At 69.5% G+C, this 18,059-nt stretch carries 20 protein-coding genes; 10 read left to right on the top strand and 10 right to left on the bottom strand.

All coding sequences use genetic code 11. The annotated features are described in order from the left end of the window. Positions 1–43: 43 nt before the first annotated feature. From AC3EN4_RS07225 to AC3EN4_RS07215, 3 genes are all read left to right on the top strand, one after another. Positions 44–463, top strand: a complete 420-nt coding sequence (locus AC3EN4_RS07225) for a barstar family protein (RefSeq protein ID WP_435205138.1) — start codon at positions 44–46, stop codon at positions 461–463. 104 nt (positions 464–567) lie between these two features. Next, positions 568–777, top strand: coding sequence for a hypothetical protein (locus tag AC3EN4_RS07220; protein WP_435205137.1), 210 nt, complete (start codon positions 568–570; stop codon positions 775–777). A 61-nt stretch (positions 778–838) separates the two neighbouring features. Beyond that, complete coding sequence (locus tag AC3EN4_RS07215; RefSeq protein WP_422735595.1) at positions 839–1,090, top strand: cation:proton antiporter regulatory subunit; 252 nt, start codon at positions 839–841, stop codon at positions 1,088–1,090. Positions 1,091–1,138: 48 nt separating this feature from the next. Here AC3EN4_RS07215 and AC3EN4_RS07210 read toward each other — a convergent pair whose 3' ends face one another. The 8 genes from AC3EN4_RS07210 to AC3EN4_RS07175 all read right to left on the bottom strand — a co-directional run bounded on the left by AC3EN4_RS07210 (position 1,139) and on the right by AC3EN4_RS07175 (position 7,970). Then, positions 1,139–1,468: a TraR/DksA family transcriptional regulator gene (locus AC3EN4_RS07210; protein ID WP_422735597.1), complete on the bottom strand. Its 330-nt coding sequence runs from the start codon at positions 1,466–1,468 to the stop codon at positions 1,139–1,141. Positions 1,469–1,810: 342 nt separating this feature from the next. Beyond that, complete coding sequence (locus AC3EN4_RS07205) at positions 1,811–2,038, bottom strand: ferredoxin (protein WP_422735599.1); 228 nt, start codon at positions 2,036–2,038, stop codon at positions 1,811–1,813. Then, a complete protein-coding gene (locus tag AC3EN4_RS07200; protein ID WP_435205136.1) occupies positions 2,035–3,264 on the bottom strand; it encodes a cytochrome P450 in 1,230 nt (409 codons plus the stop codon). Before AC3EN4_RS07200 ends, AC3EN4_RS07205 begins: the two co-directional genes overlap by 4 nt. A 173-nt stretch (positions 3,265–3,437) precedes the next feature. Then, complete coding sequence (locus AC3EN4_RS07195) at positions 3,438–4,556, bottom strand: transporter substrate-binding domain-containing protein (protein WP_435205135.1); 1,119 nt, start codon at positions 4,554–4,556, stop codon at positions 3,438–3,440. Between the two features lie 264 nt (positions 4,557–4,820). Further along, positions 4,821–5,690, bottom strand: a complete 870-nt coding sequence (locus AC3EN4_RS07190) for a PhzF family phenazine biosynthesis protein (RefSeq protein ID WP_435205134.1) — start codon at positions 5,688–5,690, stop codon at positions 4,821–4,823. A 46-nt stretch (positions 5,691–5,736) separates the two neighbouring features. Next, on the bottom strand, positions 5,737–6,549 hold the full coding sequence (locus AC3EN4_RS07185; RefSeq protein WP_435205133.1) for an alpha/beta fold hydrolase: 813 nt from the start codon (positions 6,547–6,549) through the stop codon (positions 5,737–5,739). Positions 6,550–6,568: 19 nt separating this feature from the next. Beyond that, complete coding sequence (locus AC3EN4_RS07180) at positions 6,569–7,138, bottom strand: DJ-1/PfpI family protein (protein ID WP_355047859.1); 570 nt, start codon at positions 7,136–7,138, stop codon at positions 6,569–6,571. A gap of 88 nt (positions 7,139–7,226) precedes the next feature. Further along, positions 7,227–7,970, bottom strand: coding sequence for a GntR family transcriptional regulator (locus tag AC3EN4_RS07175; RefSeq protein WP_435205132.1), 744 nt, complete (start codon positions 7,968–7,970; stop codon positions 7,227–7,229). 292 nt (positions 7,971–8,262) lie between these two features. On the opposite strand from AC3EN4_RS07175, the gene AC3EN4_RS07170 reads away from it, so the two are divergent. From AC3EN4_RS07170 to AC3EN4_RS07140, 7 genes are all read left to right on the top strand, one after another. Further along, positions 8,263–9,648 (top strand): ABC transporter substrate-binding protein, encoded by a 1,386-nt coding sequence (locus AC3EN4_RS07170; protein WP_435205131.1) that lies wholly within the window; start codon positions 8,263–8,265, stop codon positions 9,646–9,648. A 44-nt stretch (positions 9,649–9,692) separates the two neighbouring features. After that, positions 9,693–10,592 carry a carbohydrate ABC transporter permease gene (locus tag AC3EN4_RS07165; RefSeq protein ID WP_422735608.1) on the top strand — a complete coding sequence of 300 codons (900 nt, stop codon included), beginning with the start codon at positions 9,693–9,695 and terminating at the stop codon, positions 10,590–10,592. Beyond that, positions 10,592–11,503, top strand: coding sequence for a carbohydrate ABC transporter permease (locus tag AC3EN4_RS07160; protein ID WP_422735609.1), 912 nt, complete (start codon positions 10,592–10,594; stop codon positions 11,501–11,503). Before AC3EN4_RS07165 ends, AC3EN4_RS07160 begins: the two co-directional genes overlap by 1 nt. Then, positions 11,503–12,570, top strand: a complete 1,068-nt coding sequence (locus AC3EN4_RS07155; protein WP_435205130.1) for an ABC transporter ATP-binding protein — start codon at positions 11,503–11,505, stop codon at positions 12,568–12,570. Before AC3EN4_RS07160 ends, AC3EN4_RS07155 begins: the two co-directional genes overlap by 1 nt. Further along, positions 12,570–13,646 (top strand): ABC transporter ATP-binding protein, encoded by a 1,077-nt coding sequence (locus AC3EN4_RS07150; RefSeq protein WP_435205129.1) that lies wholly within the window; start codon positions 12,570–12,572, stop codon positions 13,644–13,646. The genes AC3EN4_RS07155 and AC3EN4_RS07150 overlap by 1 nt, the downstream gene beginning before the upstream one ends. A 47-nt stretch (positions 13,647–13,693) precedes the next feature. After that, the gene (locus AC3EN4_RS07145; protein ID WP_422735612.1) at positions 13,694–15,154 is read left to right on the top strand and encodes an NAD-dependent succinate-semialdehyde dehydrogenase; all 1,461 of its coding nucleotides are present in this window, start codon (positions 13,694–13,696) and stop codon (positions 15,152–15,154) included. A gap of 138 nt (positions 15,155–15,292) precedes the next feature. Next, positions 15,293–16,519 carry an iron-containing alcohol dehydrogenase gene (locus AC3EN4_RS07140; protein WP_435205128.1) on the top strand — a complete coding sequence of 409 codons (1,227 nt, stop codon included), beginning with the start codon at positions 15,293–15,295 and terminating at the stop codon, positions 16,517–16,519. Positions 16,520–16,533: 14 nt separating this feature from the next. Here the strand turns inward: AC3EN4_RS07140 and AC3EN4_RS07135 are convergent, their stop codons facing one another. Both AC3EN4_RS07135 and AC3EN4_RS07130 read right to left on the bottom strand, forming a co-directional pair. After that, entirely contained in the window at positions 16,534–17,355 is an 822-nt protein-coding gene (locus AC3EN4_RS07135; RefSeq protein WP_435205127.1) for a nucleotidyltransferase domain-containing protein, read from the bottom strand. Next, complete coding sequence (locus AC3EN4_RS07130) at positions 17,352–18,026, bottom strand: nucleotidyltransferase domain-containing protein (RefSeq protein WP_435205126.1); 675 nt, start codon at positions 18,024–18,026, stop codon at positions 17,352–17,354. The genes AC3EN4_RS07135 and AC3EN4_RS07130 overlap by 4 nt, the downstream gene beginning before the upstream one ends. Between the last annotated feature and the right edge of the window lie 33 nt (positions 18,027–18,059).

Below are 18,059 nucleotides of genomic sequence, written 5' to 3'. Positions count from 1 at the left end.
CCTGGGTCGGCCGCTGCCTGCTGGTCGGGCTCATACTTGCCGTGTGACCCGGCGAAGCGATGCCCTTCCCGTGCTCGTCATCGACGGTGCGTCGTTCGCCGACTTCGCCGGCTTCGTCCGCGAATTCTCGCGGTTGCTCCATCACGGCGCGTGGAACGGGAACCTCGATGCCCTCAACGACATCCTCCGTGGCGGCTTCGGCACCCCGGAGACCGGATGGGTGCTCGCGTGGGTCCACTCCGACTCGTCCCGAGTCGCGCTCGGTCACGACGCCACCCTCCGGTGGCTGGAGCAGATCCGCCGCACCTGTCACCCGTCGCACCGCGCGAGCGTCGAGGCCCGGATCCGCGACGCGGAGGGTGGCCAGGGCCGGACACTGTTCGACATGATCGTGGAGATCATCCGCGACCACGGTCCGGGCGGCTGCGAGTCCGAGGACGGCATCATCCTCGAACTGCGCTGAGACCGGTTACCCCGCCGACCGCGTGCGATGACCAGGCAGCGGGCGGGGGCCGGTCACCCGACGCGAATGTGGTCCACACGCTGGGCGACGGCTATGGTTCGGGTATGCACGAGCGACGTGGCCCTCGGCGCGTCGGCGAGCGGACGCCGCGGCCGACGATGCTGCTGCTGGCCGTGCTCGTGCTGGTGCTCTCGGCCACCCGGTCGATCGGGCTGTGCATCGTGTTCCGTACCGCACGGCGGGCGACCCCCGGTTGTGTGCCCGCGTGGTCGGCGGATCGCGCCCCGCCGCGCCGCGCGCTGGGCCTCGCCTGATCCGCTCGCACCGCCGTCGAACTCGCTACGCGGATGCGCCACCCTGCCCGCTGGAGCCCTCATGATTGTCGAACTGACCCCGCTGCCCGGCATCGGGGTACGCCGCATGTTCACCACCGCCGACGGTCGGCGGGTGGGCGTGGTCACGCACCACCCGGGCGGTCGGCGGGACCTCGTCTACGAGTCCCCCGACGACCCCGATGCCACCTGCTCGCTGACCCTGACCCGCTCCGAGGCGGTGACCCTCGCCGGACTCCTGGGCATCCTCGACGTCCTGGACATCGTCACCGTGACCGAGCCCGCTCCGGCCTGACGGTCGGTGGCTGCCGTGCCCACCACGGCACGGCAGCCACACCGCCGGTCAGCCGTTCTGCTTCGCCTGGCAGGACACGCAGAACTGCGCGTGCGGAAGGATCTCGAGCCGCTCGGCCGGGATGTCCTTGCGGCACCCCGCGCAGGCCCCGTAGGTCCCGGCGCTGATCCGGCTCAGCGCACCGGTGATCTGCTCGATGTTGCGGCGGGTGGCCACCAGCAGTGCGGCCCGGTGGTGGGCCTCACTCGGGTCGCCGGTGTCCGCGTTGAGCTCGGTCAGTTCCCGCAGCCGAGCCGTCTGCGTGGCGAAGTCTTCCGCCAGCGAGGCTCGCAGATCAGCCAACCAACCCTGGTCGACGGTTCGATGATCGACGCTCATGGTGCTACCTCTACTTTCGAAGGGAAAAAGAAAAAGGGCCGAAGCTGGATAGCTTCGCCCTGACGGTCGTTTCGTACTGCAACGATTCCGCAGGTGGGCCTCGGCCGGTTCGCGTCGGGTTCAACAGCCGCGAGATGGGCGCGATGTGCGCCACGCGGACAACCGGCACCCGCATACCGACCATCCGGCACGCCGCCGCCACGTGGGCAGCCCCGATTGCCGCCACACCGGTGACGGCAGGAGAGCGGAACGTCACCGGGGACATGTCTCCACCATAGGCGGCAACCGCAGCGATGCCAACGCCGGACGAAACTCGCGCTGAGGCTCGGCGTGGAGGACGGATCACTCCTCCGGCGCGAGCAGCCGGTCGTCGGTCGTGTCGCGGACGATGATCGCCTCCACCGGGCACGAGTTGGCCGCGTCGAGGACGACCTCGGCCGGCGCGACGACGTCGGCCAACGGCGCGGAGAGGCCGTCGACCAGGCGGAAATGCTCGGGCGCGGTGCCGGCGCAGATGCTCGTGCCGATGCAACGACCCGAGTCCACCCCGATCCGCCAGGCGGCGCTCACCACGCCACCGGCATGCTGAGCAGACCCCGTACCAACATGCCGCGCTTCCACTTCAGCTCTGTCTCGGGTACGGCGAGCCGCAGTCCGGGCAGGCGGGTCACGAGGGTGGCGACGGCCACCTGCAACTCCATCCGGGCCAGTTGCGCGCCGACGCAGTGGTGCACGCCGTGCCCGAAGCCCAGGTGAGGTTTCTGCTCCCGCGCGAAGTCCAGCCGGTCCGGGTCGGCGAAGACCGTACCGTCCCGATTCGCCGACGACAGTGAGCCGAGGACCGGTTCACCGGCTCGGACCAGCACCCCGCCGACCTCGACGTCCTCCTTGGCGTACCGGGCGAAGGACGAACCGACGCCGAGCGGCACGTACCGCAGCAGTTCCTCGACCGCGGCCGGCACCAGCGACGGATCGGTCCGCAGCCGGGCGAGCTGGTCCGGATTGTGCAGCAGGACGTAGACGAAGTTGGGGATCTGAGTCACCGTCGTCTCGTGCCCGGCCGCGAGCAGCCCTGCGGCCAACTCCACCAGCTCGGTCTCGCTGAGCCGGTCCTGGTTCTCGTCGCGGGCCCGCACCAACGCGCCGAGCAGGTCGTCGATCTCCGGCTCGCGGCGGCGCTCGGCGACCAGACCGCCGATGTAGCCCCAGAGGTTGTTCAGGTACTCCTGGATCGTCTCCTGCGGCAGTGAGGTGGTCGAGACGATGGCCTCGGACCAGAGGTGGAACCGGTCGCGGTCGGCGTACGGAACCCCGAGCAGCTCACAGATCACCTGAATCGGCAGCGGTGTGGCGACGTGCTCCACCAAATCGGCCGGAGGACCGAGCCGGAGCATGTCGTCGACCAGCCCGTCGGCGATCTGCTGGGTCCGGGGGCGCAGCGCCTCCACCCGACGTGCCGTGAACGCCTTGGCCACCAGCCGACGCAGCCGGGTGTGATCGGGCGGATCCATGGTCAGCATGCCGCTGTACTGCTGGCGCGGGGTGAGCCTCGGCTCGTCGCGGTGGACGGCCGGCGCGCGGCCGAACCGCACGTCGCCGAGGACCGTACGGACGTCCTCGTACCGGGTGGCGAGCCACGCCTCCTCGCCGTACGGGAGCTGCACCCGGGTCATCGGCTCGTGCTCGCGCAACTCGCCGTAGGTGGGATCCACGACGAGGCGGTCGGGCACACTGAACGGGTACGACCGCGCGGGCGGGACGGTTCGGCTCCCGGTGGTCTGCGCGCTCTCGGTCATCCGAATTCCCTTCGTCGGGACGGCGCGATCCTCAGGCCGGCGTCACATTGGTAGCGACTTCGGATCGCCTACGCCCAGGGCATGGGTCAGCACACCCCTACGCATCGTTACGGTTCGATACCGGATCGTAGCGATAGACGTCGATGATCGCCATGGAGACCGGTCGGCTCGCGCTACCGCTTGAGCCACGGCGCCGCCGGCTCGCAGGGCTCGACGGCCTGCGGTGGTGGTGAATCGGACAGGCCAACGGGTCCGAGGGTGTCGTCGAAGGTTGTCTGCCAGCCGTACTCCAGGAAGTCGGTGATCACCTTGCTGATCTCCCGGCACAGGCGCGGCATGTTGTTCGGTATGCCGACGGCGTACCTCTCCTGCCCGTACCCGAGGGAGATCGGCGGATTCACGCCTACTCTCAGCGCGTATCCGGCAAGGACCGAACGGTCACCCGATACGGCATCGACCTCATTGCTCTTGAATCTGTTGACGCACTCGGCGATGGAATGGGCCTCTACCGGATTCCAGTGAATCTGCTCCAGTTTCGCCAAAGTGGTCGAGCCTTTGATGGCACAAACCTTGCCACGTGGGATTTCCGCGATGTTCTTGGCATCGCTCCGACTGAGAAAGCCCTGGATGTCGACGAAGTAAGGGCCAGCGAAGTCGATCACCTCGGCTCGTGCCGGAGTCGAGGAGAAGTTGGAGATCACGAGTTTGACAGGTTCCTGACGCGGGTCTCCGTCAGAAGCACGCCACTTGCCACGTAGCGCGTTGATCCGGTTGTCCAGGGTGCCCAGGTCTACCCACTTGAGACGGGCGCCCTCGAAGTGCGACTGGATCTCGTTGGCAAGGGCGACATCGAACCCGGTTTCGCCATTCTTGTCGGTGTGCCAACCCTCGTACTGGAACGCGTTGTAACCGATCCGGACCTCGCCCGACATGTAGTCGAACGGGTCGGGCTCCCGCTGGAACCACCAGAACGCGGCACTGAGGACGAGGGCACCCGCGGTGAAGTAGACAGCGACCTTCATCCTCCACGACTTGCCACGTGGCTTGCGGAGGGCGGGGGTCTTGAAGGCGCCCCGGTCGACCAGCACAGTCACCACGATGGCCGCGATGTTGATCGGAACGCTGATGATGGCCGCGGCGTTTGCACCCCACGCTTGCTTCTGAAACAGCAACACACAGATTCCGACCGAGGCCAGGGCGACGGGGAGCAGCCAGAACAACTGCCTGCTGAGCGGATGGCGGGTGGGGACGGTCTCGGTCGAGGTGGTGTCGTTCGTTGTCGCCTGAGTCATAATGATCATCCTCGTGCCACTGGTGCACTGCCCGGTCGGGTGGCCGCGGGATGCGTTGATTGTTCCGCGCGGCAAACCTCATGGCGAATGGGATTCGCGTATGTTCCATGGGAACATGTCAGCCATTGACAATCCGCACGGCGAATGAATTCTTACATGGCCAGAGTTTGGCGAACGAGACCCGCAACGAGTCCGATAGACGACCCGTTCTCCATCGAATGCGTCCCCCCGTCAGCCGCGAGTGCCGGCCGCGAGCCGACCCTCTCAGCCGTTGGGTCCGGATCGGATGACGGCCATTCCGCCGACTCGGGCGGAGATGCCGTCCGCGGTGGCGCCGGCGGTGGCGAAGACCGACGAGGGACGGCCCGCGGTGTGCCCCTGCTCGACCGCGATGCTGCCGGGGCGGCCGGTCGCGAACAGGTACGCGGCGAGGCACCCGGTGCTGTTCGCGTTGACGACGTCCTCGCCAACTCCGATGGCCGGCGCGAACATGCGCGCGGTCGCCGCGGCGCCGGTCGGGGAGAGCGTGTAGACGAAACAGCCGAGATAACCGAGGCGACGGCACTCTGCCGCGAGGCGAGGAAGGTCGGGCCGCATCGAGAGCAGGGTCGGCAGCGCCGTCACCGGTACGAGCAGGCGCGGTGTTCCCGGTGAGGCGACACACGGGGCGTCCTCGGCGGGCATGTCGTCCGGTCTGATGCCCAGAGCGGCGAGGACGCGGTCGAGCCCCGCAGCGGTACCACCTTGAAGGTCCACCGTGCCCTGGTCGAACCAGACCTCGATGCCGTCGTCACGCTGGATCGCGGTCGTGTCGAAGGTGCGGCCACCCGTCCGCTGGCGAGCGCGGAGTTCCCCGGACCGGCGACGGTGCAACAGGACGGCCTGCGCGGCTATGGTGCCGTGGCCGCAGTTGGTGAGCTCGCCGTACGCGGTGAAGAACCGCACCGTCGGCGCGGTGTCCGCCTCGGTGTCGACGAACGCCGCGTGCGAGGTGCCGGCTCGCCGGACGATCTCCTGCCGAGCGCTGTCGTCGAGCGCGCTGTCATCGATCAGGACGGCGGTAGGGCTGCCCCCTGCTCCACGGCGCGTGCACGCATCGACGATCGTCACCTCACGACCGCCGCCTCCGGTCATGTCGAGGCTCCCGTCCCGGTGGCCGACAGGACACCTGCCCGGTGCCTCAGTCGGGGTGCAGGAAGCACGACAGCAGTCGCCCGAACTCACGCGGGTGCTCGATCGCCGGTACGTGGCCGCATCGGCCGAACACGTGCAGACGGACGTCGGCCAGGTGTTCGAGCAGGGGTCGGGCGGCCGTGTCGAGAGGGGTGAGCCGATCCTGGGCGCCGTGCACCAGCAGCACGGGCGCGCGGATCCCCGCCAGCGTCTGCGCGGAGAGGGTGAGGTCGTCGACCCACCGCGACCGGGGCGGCGGGAACAACGACGCGTACGCGGCCGCCCCGTCGCGCATCGCCGCCGCTCGGGCCTCGACGGCCGCGTCGGTGACGAGAGCCTGGTCGAGAAAAAGCCGGCTCAGCATGTCCCGGGCCCCGAGCGGGTCGGCGGGAGCGGCCCAGACCGCGTCGAGATCGGTCGACAGCGGCGCTTCGGGAGCGCCCATTGTGGAGACCGCCACGACCCGGGTGACCCGCTCGGGACGCGCGGCGGCCAACGCCAGCGCCACCGCGCCGCCCATGGAGTGACCCACCACGGCGTAGCGCTCGACACCGAGGGCATCCATCAGGCCCGCGGCCTGCTCCGTCCACAGCCGGAGCCCGCCCCGGGAGCCCGCCGGAACGGGGGTACCACCGAAGCCCGCCTGGTCCGGAGCCACCACGCGCCAGGACGCGCCCAGCGCCTGCGCGGTCGATGCCCAGGCGCCGGACCCGGTCGTGCCGGGTCCGGAGCCGTGCAGCATCAGCACCGCCGGCCCGGCGCCGCTCTCCAGAAGGTGGACGGGTGACCCGTCGACCGGGACGGTTCGGAGTGCGGTCACCGGGGCAGGCCAGGCGCGTTCATGCCGATGCGGAGCTGACGGACTTCGAGAAGACCTCCATCATCGCCCGGCCGAACTGCGGCATGTCCGGCCAGCCGCGGCAGGAGACGAGGTTGCCGTCCACGACGTCGGGAGCGTCGATGACCGTCGCGCCCGCGTTCTCCATGTCACCGGTGATGGGCGGGAAGCACGCCGTCTTGCGGCCCTTGAGCAGCCCGTACACCGCCGGCACCTGCGCGCCGTGGCACACCAGCGCGATGGGAAGGTTGCGGGCGAAGAAGTGCTCGGTGATCCGCCGGACGTCGGCGTCGACGCGGATCCACTCGGGAGCGCGCCCGCCGGGGATGATCAGGGCGTCGTAGCGCTCGACGTCGACCTCGGCCCAGGGCACGTCGACGGGCAGCTTGCGACCGTTCTTCTCCACGTAGGCGTCGGAGTTGGGGTCGAACTCGTGGATGACCAGTTGCACGTCGCGCAGCGTCCGTGACGAGACGTCGACGTCCCAGCCGCCCTCCTGCACGCGGTAGTAGGGATACATGGTGTCGAGTTCCTCGGCGGCGTCGCCGGTCAGGAGCAGCGCTCTGGGCACCTGCTTCTCCTCGCATCTGGGGGCGGGTGGTGGAGATCCAATCCGATCCGATCCGTTGGCGATAGCATTCCTCGGCCCAGCCCGCCCGTCAAGCCTCTACCGCCGTCGGGTCCGCGTCCGTGACCTCGTCGAACAATCGTCGGAAACGCTCGCCGGACCGCAGGATGTGCCGGCGCATCGCGTAGGCGGCGGCGTCGGGGTCCCGCGCGGCGATCGCGGCCACGACGGCCTCGTGCTCGGCCATGGCCAGGTGCGTGACCTGGGCGTCGTGGTGCAGCCGGAAGAGGTGCACGTGGCTGTGCAGGCGAGCCAACGCCTCCCGGATCACCTGGTTCTCCGCGCTCAGGGCGACCAGGTCGTGGAACGCGGCGTCGCGGAGCCCGAAGGCGCCGTACGCCGCCGGACCGGCGCCCCCCTCCAGCTCCGCCATCTCCTCGAGCATCCGACGCAGACCGGCCACCTGTTCCACAGTGGCGCGCTCGGCGGACCGGCGCGCCGCCGCGGGCTCGAGAAGCAGGCGGACCTCGAGCATGTCCTCGAACCGGTGCCGGGTGATCTGGGGCGGGATGCGGTAGCCGGCATGGGGCACCCGTACGACCAGCCCTTCGGCCTCCATCCGGTTCAGGGCGTCTCGGATCGGCGTCTGGGAGACGCCCAACTCTCGCGCCAGGACATCGATCGTGACGCGGGAGCCGGGCTCGATCCGTAGCGACATCAGCTGTCCGAGCAGCGTGTCGTACACCTCGTCGGCGAGCCGGCCGCCCGATCTTCCGGCCGTCGTTCCGCCCGGCGCGGCCCTGCGGCCCCGCGCGATCATCGCTGCGTCGTCCATGGTGACGTGAGGTCCCTTCTTGCGCCTTTGCGACCTGTTGACATCAGTCACAGCGCTGCGGCATGCTGACGCCCCCACCAGATCGTATAGGAAAAGTGGCGGATGATCTTCATTCTCCACCTCCTGGCGCACCCGTGACGCCGGCCCCCGCGACGGCGCGGCAGCACCTCTGAACAACCCAGCAACGGCTCGGCGAAGCACATAGCGAGGTCCTAGAAGTTCCCACCCAGAAAGCAGGCATAACATGCGCGATCAGAAGCGAATAGGAAGAATGCCCGCTACCGGTCGGAAGGTGCGGCTGGCGACTGCGGCGATGCTGCTGGTGGCCTCGACCCTGGCGGCGTGCGGCGACAGCAAGGACGACGACGCGAAGGCGAGCGCACCGAAGGCGCCGGCCGCCGTCCCGGAGCTCAGCAAGGATCCGCTGACCCTCAGCTTCATCTGGTTCGACTGGCCGCCCGCCCAGGCACTGGAAGCCTTCGCGAACGCGGAGTACAAGAAGGAACGGCCGAACGCGACCATCAAGGTCAACACCGTGCCGAACGCGAACTGGCACGACGCGATGTTCACCCAGTTCGCCGCGCGTAAGACCGACTTCGACATCGCGATCCTGGACTCGCAGCACATCGGCGAGGCCGTGACGAACGGCAACATCCTCGACCTCACCGACTTCGTCAAGAACAACATCGAGGTCTCTGCGTACGACCCGTACCTCCTGGCGGCCTACGGCCAGTTCCCGCAGGCGGAGACCGGCAAGCGCGACGAGAACGCCAGCCTGTACGGGCTGCCGCTGCTCGGCGACACCTGGACAATGATCTACCGCAAGGACCTGATCGGCGACAAGCCCCCGCAGACCTGGGACGAGATGATCTCGGTCGCGACGAAGTGCCAGGCGGACAACCCCGGCGTCAGCGGGCTCGCTTTCCACCAGGCCAACGGCTCCGACGCCGCCGCCGTCACCTACAACACGGTGAACGGCGTCTACGGCGGGAACCTCTGGGACTCGAAGACGCGCAAGATCCAGGGTGTGCTGAACGACGCGGCGGGCCAGGAGGCGATGGACGTCCTGGTCAACAAGATGAAGCCGCTGACCGCCAAGGGCTCCGGCAACTGGTTCATCGACGAGGTCAACGCGGCGGTCGCCCAGGGCAAGGCGTGCATCGCGTTCAACTGGATCGCGGCGAGCGGCGGCCTGCTCGACCCCAAGCAGTCGACGCTCGGCACCACGCGCGAGCAGATCCTCGACAAGCTGGGCTTCGCCACCCTGCCGACCCAGAAGACGGACCTGGTCCCGCTCGGCGGCATGGGCATGCACGTGTCGGCCTACTCCGGCGCGGCGAACCAGGCGGAAGCCCTCAACTTCATGAAGTGGTTCGAGCGGGCTGACATCCAGAAGAAGTGGGCCGCCGCCGGTGGCGTGCCATCGCGGACGGACGCGATCCAGTCACCCGAATTCCTCAACGCCGGGCCGTTCAACAAGGTGTACGCCGACTCGGTGCCGCGGATGCGGGACATGTGGAACGTGCCCGAGTACGCGCGCCTCGTGGACATCGAGAACACCAACGTGAACGCGGCCCTCAACGGCGCGAAGAAGCCGAAGGACGCGCTCGACGACATCGCCAAGGAGCAGCAGAGCGTGCTCGACTCGAGTAACCGCAAGGGCGGCGGCGGACTGTGAGCAACGCCCCTTCGACGACCGACCAGCCCGGGCAGGTGGCGTCCGTGACGCCACCCGCACCGGGCCGGTCCCGCCGGCTGAGCGACCGTGGGCTCGCCGTGGCCTTCATCTCCCCCGCGCTGCTGCTGTTGCTCGCCATGTCGGTGTTCCCGTTGCTGTGGGCGCTGTACCTGTCCTTCACCGACTACTCGGCCACCCGTGGGGGCCCCGCCAACTTCGTCGGGTTCGGCAACTACACCGCCATCCTGACGTCGGCGCAGGTCCACACGCGGGCCGTGACGACGGTGATCTACGTGATCGGCGCGGTCGCCCTGCAGACCGTGCTCGGTTTCGGCATCGCCTACCTGATCTCCCGGCGCACGCGTGGGCGGGGAGCGCTGACCACCCTGTTCCTGGTCCCGATGATGCTGTCGCCGGTCGTCGTCGGGCTGTTCTGGCGCTTCATGCTCGACGCCCAGTTCGGCGTGGTCAACAGCATGCTCGGCTCGGTCGGCCTCGGGCAGGTGGAGTGGCTCACCCGGCAGCGTACGGCCCTGATCTCCCTGATCGTGGTCGACACCTGGCAGTGGACGCCGTTCATCATGCTCATCGCGCTCGCCGGCCTCAGCGCGGTGCCCAAGTACCTCTACGAGGCCGCCTCGATCGACCGGGCGTCCGAGTGGTTCAAGTTCCGCACCATCACTCTTCCACTGGTGTGGCCCCTGCTGCTCATCGCCGTGATGTTCCGGGCCATCGAGGCGTTCCGGCTGTTCGACCTCGTCTACATCCTCACCAACGGGGGCCCGGGCGTCTCCACCGAGACGTTGTCGTTCCACATCTACAAGGTCGCGTTCCTGGGCTTCAACACCGGGACGGCGTCGGCGTACGGAATCCTCATGGTCCTCGTGGTCATCGTCCTCACGCAGCTCTACCTGCGTTACCTGAACAAGCTCAAGGAGGACTGATGGCCGTCTCCGTCGACGAGGCCGTGTCCACCGGTCCGGCCGGGGATCACCCACCTCCCGCGCGTCGCTCCAGCGGTCGGGGCCGCTCCGCGGTGGAGGTCGTGCTGCTGACCGTGCTGGCCGCCGTGATGCTCTTCCCGGTGCTCTGGATGATCGAGACGTCCTTCAAGGAGAACCGGGACGTCTACGCCATCCCGGCGAAGTTCTTCGACTTCGCCGTCACCCTCCAGCATTACAAGGACGTGTTCGTCGCTCAGGGCGACGGCCGCACGCCCGTGTCCGTCAGCTTCCTCAACTCCTTCGTGGTCGCCGGCGCCTCCACGGTGCTGGCCACCGTGCTGGGCGTCCCGGCGGCCTGGGCCTACTCGCGCTTCGCCGTGAAGGCCAAGAAGGACCAACTGTTCTTCATCCTCTCCACCAGGTTCATGCCGCCGGTGGTGGTCGTGATCCCGATCTTCCTCATGTACCGCCAGGTCGGGCTCATCGACAACAAGATCGGCCTGATCCTCATCTACGCCGCGTTCAACGTGCCGTTCACGATCTGGATGATGAAGGGCTTCGTCGACGAGGTGCCGTCGGAGTACGAGGACGCCGCCATGCTCGACGGCTACACCCGGCTCCAGGCGTTCTGGCGGTACACGCTCCCCCAGCTCGTGCCCGGCATCGCCGCGACGGCGGTCTTCGCCCTCATCTTCTCGTGGAACGAGTTCGTGTTCGCCATCTTCCTCACCTCCAGCGACAGCGTCCGGACGGCCCCACCCGCCATCGCCGGCCTGATCGGCGGCACCACGACGGACTGGGGTCTCGTCGCAGCCGCCTCGGTGGTCTTCGCCCTGCCGGTGCTCGTCTTCGCCTACCTGGTGCGCAAGCACCTCATCGCCGGTGTGACGCTCGGGGCGGTGCGACGCTGATGGCCAGCATCGAGGTGAGCGCGCTGCACAAGCGCTACCCGGACGGCACGGTCGCCGTCGACCGGGTGGACCTGTCCATCGGCCACGGCGAGCTGTTCGTGATGCTCGGCCCGTCGGGCTGCGGCAAGACGACCACGCTACGGGCCATCGCCGGCCTGGAGCGGCAGACGTCCGGCGACATCCGTATCGGCGACACGCTGGTCAACGACCTGCCACCCGCCGAACGCGACATCGCCATGGTGTTCCAGTTCTACGCGCTCTACCCGCACCTGCGCACCCGCGACAACCTGGCGTTCCCGCTGCGGGCCGAGGGACTGCCCAAGCAGGAGGTGCACGCGCGGGTCGAGGAGGCCGCCCGGCTGATGCGGCTCGGTCCACTGTTGGACCGGCGACCGCGCCAGCTGTCCGGCGGCGAGCAACAGCGCGTCGCGCTCGCCCGCGCCCTGGTCCGCCGACCGCGCGCCTTCCTGATGGACGAACCGCTCACCAACCTGGACGCGGAACTGCGGGCGGACATGCGCACGGAGATCAAGCACCTCCAGGGAGAGCTGGGCGCGACCATGGTCTACGTCACCCACGACCAGGTCGAGGCGATGTCACTCGGCCACCGGATCGCCATCCTCAACAAGGGACGCGTCGAGCAGATCGGTACGCCGCTGGAGGTCTACGACCGCCCGGCGAGCCTCTTCTGCGCCGCGTTCATCGGCTCCCCGCCGATGAACCTGATCGACGTGGAGGTGGCCGACGGTGAGCTGCACGGTCAGGGCGGACTGGTCCTCACGCCACCGCCCGGCCTGTCCCGCGACCGTCGCCTTGTCGCCGGCGTCCGGCCGGAGGCGCTGGAGGTCACCGCTCCGGGCGCGGACGGCACGATTCCGGCCCGGGTGGTCTCCGCGGAATGGCTGGGCGACGAAATCATCTACGTGGTCGACCACGGCGGTCAGCGCGACGTACGGGTCCGGATGCCACCGACCGTGCATTTCGCCGCCGACGCGAAGGTCGGGCTGCGGCACACCGGCGGAACCCCGGCGGTCTACGACGTGAGCACGGAAGAGCTGGTGGCCTGATGGGAACCGTGGCAGCGCACGGGCTGCGCAAGTCCTTCGGCAAGGTCCAGGCCCTGGACGGGGTGACGCTGGACGTGCCGGACGGCTCGTTCTTCGTCGTGCTCGGGCCCTCCGGGGCGGGCAAGACGACGACCCTGCGAGCGATCGCCGGCCTGGACAAGCTTGACGGCGGGTCGGTGCACCTGGACGGGCGAGACGCGACCGGTGACCCGCCGGCCGCACGCGACCTGGCCATGGTCTTCCAGAACTACGCCCTCTATCCGCGACACACGGCGTACGAGAACATCGCCTCACCGCTGCGGGCCCGCCGCTGTTCGCCGAGCGAGATCTCCACCGCCGTCGAGAAGATGTCGAACCTGCTGCACATCGAACGGCTGTTGCAGCGTCGTCCCGCGCAGTTGTCCGGCGGCGAGATGCAGCGCGTCGCCCTCGCCCGGGCGCTGGTCCGCAGCCCTCGGGCGTTCCTCATGGACGAGCCACTGACCAACCTCGACCTCAAACTACGCGTGGAGATGCGCACCGAGCTCACCCGCATCCACCGGAGCCTCGGCGCGACCTTCATCTACGTGACCAACGACCAGGTCGAGGCGCTGTCCATGGCCGACCAGGTCGCGGTCCTCAAGGAGGGCAAGGTGCAGCAGGTCGGCACGCCGACCGAGGTGTACGAGCGCCCCGCCAACCAGTGGGTGGCCGGGTTCGTCGGGAGCCCGCCGATCAGCCTGCTCGCCTGCCGCGCCGAGGGGGACCGTCTGGTCGGTACGGACGGCTGGACGCTGCCACGGCCCCACTGGACCACGGCCGAGGAGGGGCGGCCGCTGCTGCTGGGCGTACGGGCCGAGGACCTCTCCGTCGAGCAGCGCGGGCCCGCGTCGTTGGCGGGAGAGCTCTACGGGCTTGAGCCGCTCGGGGACCGCACGGTGGTCGACGTACGGGTGGGGACCGAGATCCTCAAGGTCAAGGCCCGGCCCACCATCACCGGCACCCCGGGCGAGCGGCTGTCGGTGACGGTCGACCTGGACCGGGCGCACCTGTTCGATGCGGACACCGGGCTGTCGCTCTCCGAGGCGGGGCGGTAACCGCGCCGGCTCCGGACAGCACCACGAAGATCACAGGAGGCGACGCAATGAGTGACCCGATGACCGTCCTGGCCCCCGAGCACCGCCGGCTCCGGATCGGCGACGCGTGGCGCGACGCCGCGAGCGGACGCACCTTCGCCGTCGAGGACCCGGCCACCGGCACGACAATCGCCGAGGTGGCGGACGCCGGCGTCGTCGACGGGCTCGCCGCTCTGGACGCGGCGAGCACGGCGATGGCGGGGTGGGCGGCGACCCCGCCCCGCAAACGGTCAGAGTTGTTGACCGCGACGTACCGGGCGTTGATCGAGCGGTCCGAGGACATCGCCCGGCTGATCACGCTGGAGATGGGCAAGCCGCTCGCCGAGGCTCGGGCGGAGGTCGGCTACGGCGCCGAGTTCTTCCGGTGGTTCGCCGAGGAGGCGGTACGCGTCGAGGGGCGCTACAGCACCGCCCCCGCCGGTGGATACCGCGTCCTCACCGTGCCGAAGCCGGTCGGGCCGTGCGTCTTCGTGACGCCCTGGAACTTCCCGCTGGCCATGGGCGCCCGCAAGATCGCTCCCGCGCTGGCCGCGGGCTGTACGACGGTCACCAAGCCGGCGGGCCAGACGCCCCTCACCATGCTGCTCCTGGCCCGCATCATGGAGGAGGTCGGCGTTCCCCCGGGCGTCGTCAACGTGGTGACCACCAAGCGTTCCGGCGAGGTGGTCTCCGCGTTGCTGGCCGACGGTCGGACCCGCAAGCTGTCGTTCACCGGCTCGACCGAGGTCGGGCGGGTGCTGCTCCGGCAGGCCGCCGACAACGTACTGCGTACCTCGATGGAACTGGGCGGCAACGCGGCCCTGATCGTGTGTGCGGACGCCGACCTGGACGTCGCCGTCGACGGCGCGATGGTGGCCAAGATGCGCAACATCGGTGAGTCCTGCATCGCCGCCAACCGGATCTACGTCGAGGAGCCGGTACGCGAGGAGTTCACGGCGCGCTTCGCCGAGCGGATGGGCGCGCTCTCGGTGGGTCACGGTCTCGACGACGGTGTGGACGTCGGTGCGCTGATCGACGAGGCCTCGGTCACCACGATCGACGACCTCGTCGCCGACGCGGTCGACCGGGGCGCCCGGGTGCTGGTGGGTGGTAAGCGCCCGGACGGGCCGGGCCACTTCTACCCACCCACCGTCCTCGTCGACGTGCCGGACGAGGCACGGATGCTGAAGACCGAGATCTTCGGCCCGGTGGCGCCGATCATCTCCTTCACGTCCGACGACGAGGTGCTGGCGAAGGCCAACGACACCGAGCACGGGCTGGTCGGATACGTCTTCACCCGCGACCTGGCGCGGGCGCTCCGGTTCGCCGAAGGGCTGGAGACGGGGATGATCGGCATCAACCGTGGGCTGATCTCGGATCCGTCAGCTCCGTTCGGGGGCGTGAAGCAGTCCGGGATCGGCAAGGAGGGGTCGCACGAGGGCATCCTCGAATACCTCGACCTCACCTACGCGGCGATCGACCTGCCGTGACCGGTCTGCTGCTCCGGCCGCCCGGCGCGCGCACCCGCGCCACCCGGGCGGCCCGCCCTGCCGACGCGCCCAGGTCCCGCAGGTGACCTGGGCTTTCGTCCCGCACATCGCCGCCGACGTTCCGAGAGAGGCACCGACATGCTTGAGACCGTCCGCGGACCACGCCAACTGATAGTGGGCGAAGGGGTCGCGCAGAACATCCCCCGGGTGGTGGCCGAGAGTGGCTCGCGGGTCCTCGTCGTGACCGACCGGGTTCTCCTGGGCCAGCCGGGCGTGGCCGAGATCGTGGCCGCCGTCCGGGAGAAGGTCGAGGCCGTCGAGGTGTTCTCCGACGCGACGTCGGACGTGCCACTGACCGATGTCGACCTGGCCGTCTCGGCCGCCGCCGAGGTGGACGCCGACGTCATCCTCGCCATCGGGGGTGGCACGGTGATCGACCTCGCCAAGATCGTCGGCGTCATCCGGCGCCACGGTGGGACGCCCCGCGACTTCTACGGTGAGTCGAAGGTGCCCGGGCCGACGCTTCCCCTCGTCGCGGTCCCGACGACGTCCGGCACCGGCTCCGAACTCACCCCCGTCTCGGTGTTGACCGACCCGGACCGGGCGCTGAAGGTGGGCGTCTCCAGCGTCCACATCGTGCCCGACTTCGCCATCGTCGACCCCGAGCTCACCTACACCTGCCCGGCGACGGTCACCGCCCACTCCGGCATCGACGCGTTCTGTCACGCGGTGGAGAGCTACACCGCACGACCCCGGCCCCACGGACCGCGTGACCCGGTGGAGCAGGTCTTCCTCGGCCGCAACCCGATCACCGACCACTACGCGCTGCTGGCCGCGGAGCGGATCGCCCGTAGCCTGCGCCGGGCGGTCCGGGACGGCGGCGACACGGAGGCCCGCGCGGACATGTCCTACGGGTCCATGCTCGCCGGACTCGCCTTCTCGCACGCGGGCAACGCCGCCCCGCACGCCCTCCAGTACCCCATCGGCGCAGCCACCCACACCCCGCACGGCTTGGGCGTCGGGCTGCTGCTGCCGTACGCGCTGGACGCGGCCAAAGACGCCATCGGAGAGCGGCTGGCCAACCTCGCCAGGGTGTGCGGGCTCGACGTGACCGACGCCTCGGATGCCGAGGCCGCGGACGCCTTCCTCGCCTGGCTCGACGGGCTGCTCGCCGACATCGGCATCCCACCGACCCTGGCGGACATCGGCGTGGCCCGCGCCGATCTCCCGCGTTTCGCGGAGATGGCCGGCGGTGTCACTCGGTTGATCCAGAACCATCCGGGCCCGACGGACACCGCCAGTCTGACCGCGATCCTCGAAGCGGCCTGGACCGGGGACCGGAAGGTGTCGGTCACGCGGCACTGAATGCCGCCCGCCGTTCAACGTCGCTGGTCGTCCCCCGTACGCTCCGCCGGCCTCGGGCCGGGGAGGGCGACGGGCTGGTGGTCCGGGTGCCCCTGTAGTCGGGTGCGTACCACCAGATCGTGCAGGGCCGCCACGGCCGCCGGTTCGGCCTGCTCGGGCAACGTCGAGGCGTCCCGGGCCGCCTCCAGCTCAGCGCGCAACCGCGGCACGTCGGTGGCGAGCCGGGCCGCCGCGCCGGCGGGCAGCGGCCCGTGCTCGGCCTCCCGCTTGGCCGCGATCAGATCCGGTACGTACGGCAACTCGGTGCCGAGCACGCCGAGATCTGTCTCCACCCGGCCGGTGCGCATGAGGTGGATCCCGGTGAGCAGCACCCGCAACGTGTACAGCGCGGGCTTGAGCTGCCCGGTCTTGGCGGACAACCGCTCCTGGCCGGCCGCGAACCCGAGATAGTGGTGCGCGTGGTGCCGGGTGACCAGGCGCGGGGCCAGCGCGACGAGTTCGGCGTGCACCGTCGTCGTCACCACCACCAACGGCGACAACACCTGCTCCAGGACGTACCCGTTGCGGCTGTTCAGCAGAGTGGCGAACTTCAGCAGGTCGTGACTGACCACGTCCAACTCGACGCCCTCGCGCACGCCCATGTGCTGCAAGGTCTGCGGACCGGTACGCAACCCGACCACCTCCTCGGCCGGGAGCAGGTGCACGGCCCGCAGGTCCAGGTCGGAGTCGACGGACGCGAATCCGTACAGATGCGCGCCGCTGACGGTGGCGAACAGCACCGGACGGGGTAGCGCACGCGCCACCTCGCCGGCCCACGAGGGCACGTCGACGGTCATGACAGGTTCCTCTCCCGTACGGCCTCAAGGAGCCGATCCACCTCGGCCCGGTCAGCCTGATCGGGCAGCACGGTAGCGGCAGCCGCGTCGGCCAGGTCGTCCAGGAGCTGCGCCGCCCAGGCGTTGACCTCCTCCCAGGGCACCTCGCCGCGCCGCACCGCGAGCAACCGTCCACGCAGGTGGCGAACGTCGACCAGCACCTCCCCGGTACGCAGCACGTGCGCTCCGGCGATCAGCAACCGGATCATGTGCATGGCCTGTTTGTGATTCGTCTCGCCGGTGCGCTCGCGGCGGGCCGCCACCCGGTTGAGCTGGTCCCGGGCGTAGTTGCCGTAGGTCTCGGCCACCCGTGTCGACAGGAACGCCCGCCGAGCCGCCACCAACCACTCACCGTCGACCGTGATCGACTCCACAAGCGGTGACCACAGCACCTCCAGGACCGTCGGGTTGCCCTGCAGGGCCAGCGCGCAGAAGCGCTCGAACTCCCAGGAGAACTGCTCCGGCGCCGGACCGTCGAGGTGCGTCGGCGGCTTGTCCAGGTGCCAGAAGGCCCGCGTCGGCGCCACGTAGACACCCCGCCGGTCGTGGTCGGAGGCGCTGTCATGCAGCCCGTACGCCCGCGACCCGACCACGACCGCGAGCACCGTGTGCCGCTCCACAAGCTCGATCACGCCCGGCACGCTACCCAACCACCGCCGCGCACG

Source organism: Micromonospora sp. bgisy143 (genome assembly GCF_057708145.1).
The sequence above is the reverse complement of the archived record's forward strand: the minus strand, read 5'-3'. Positions and strand labels throughout refer to the sequence as shown.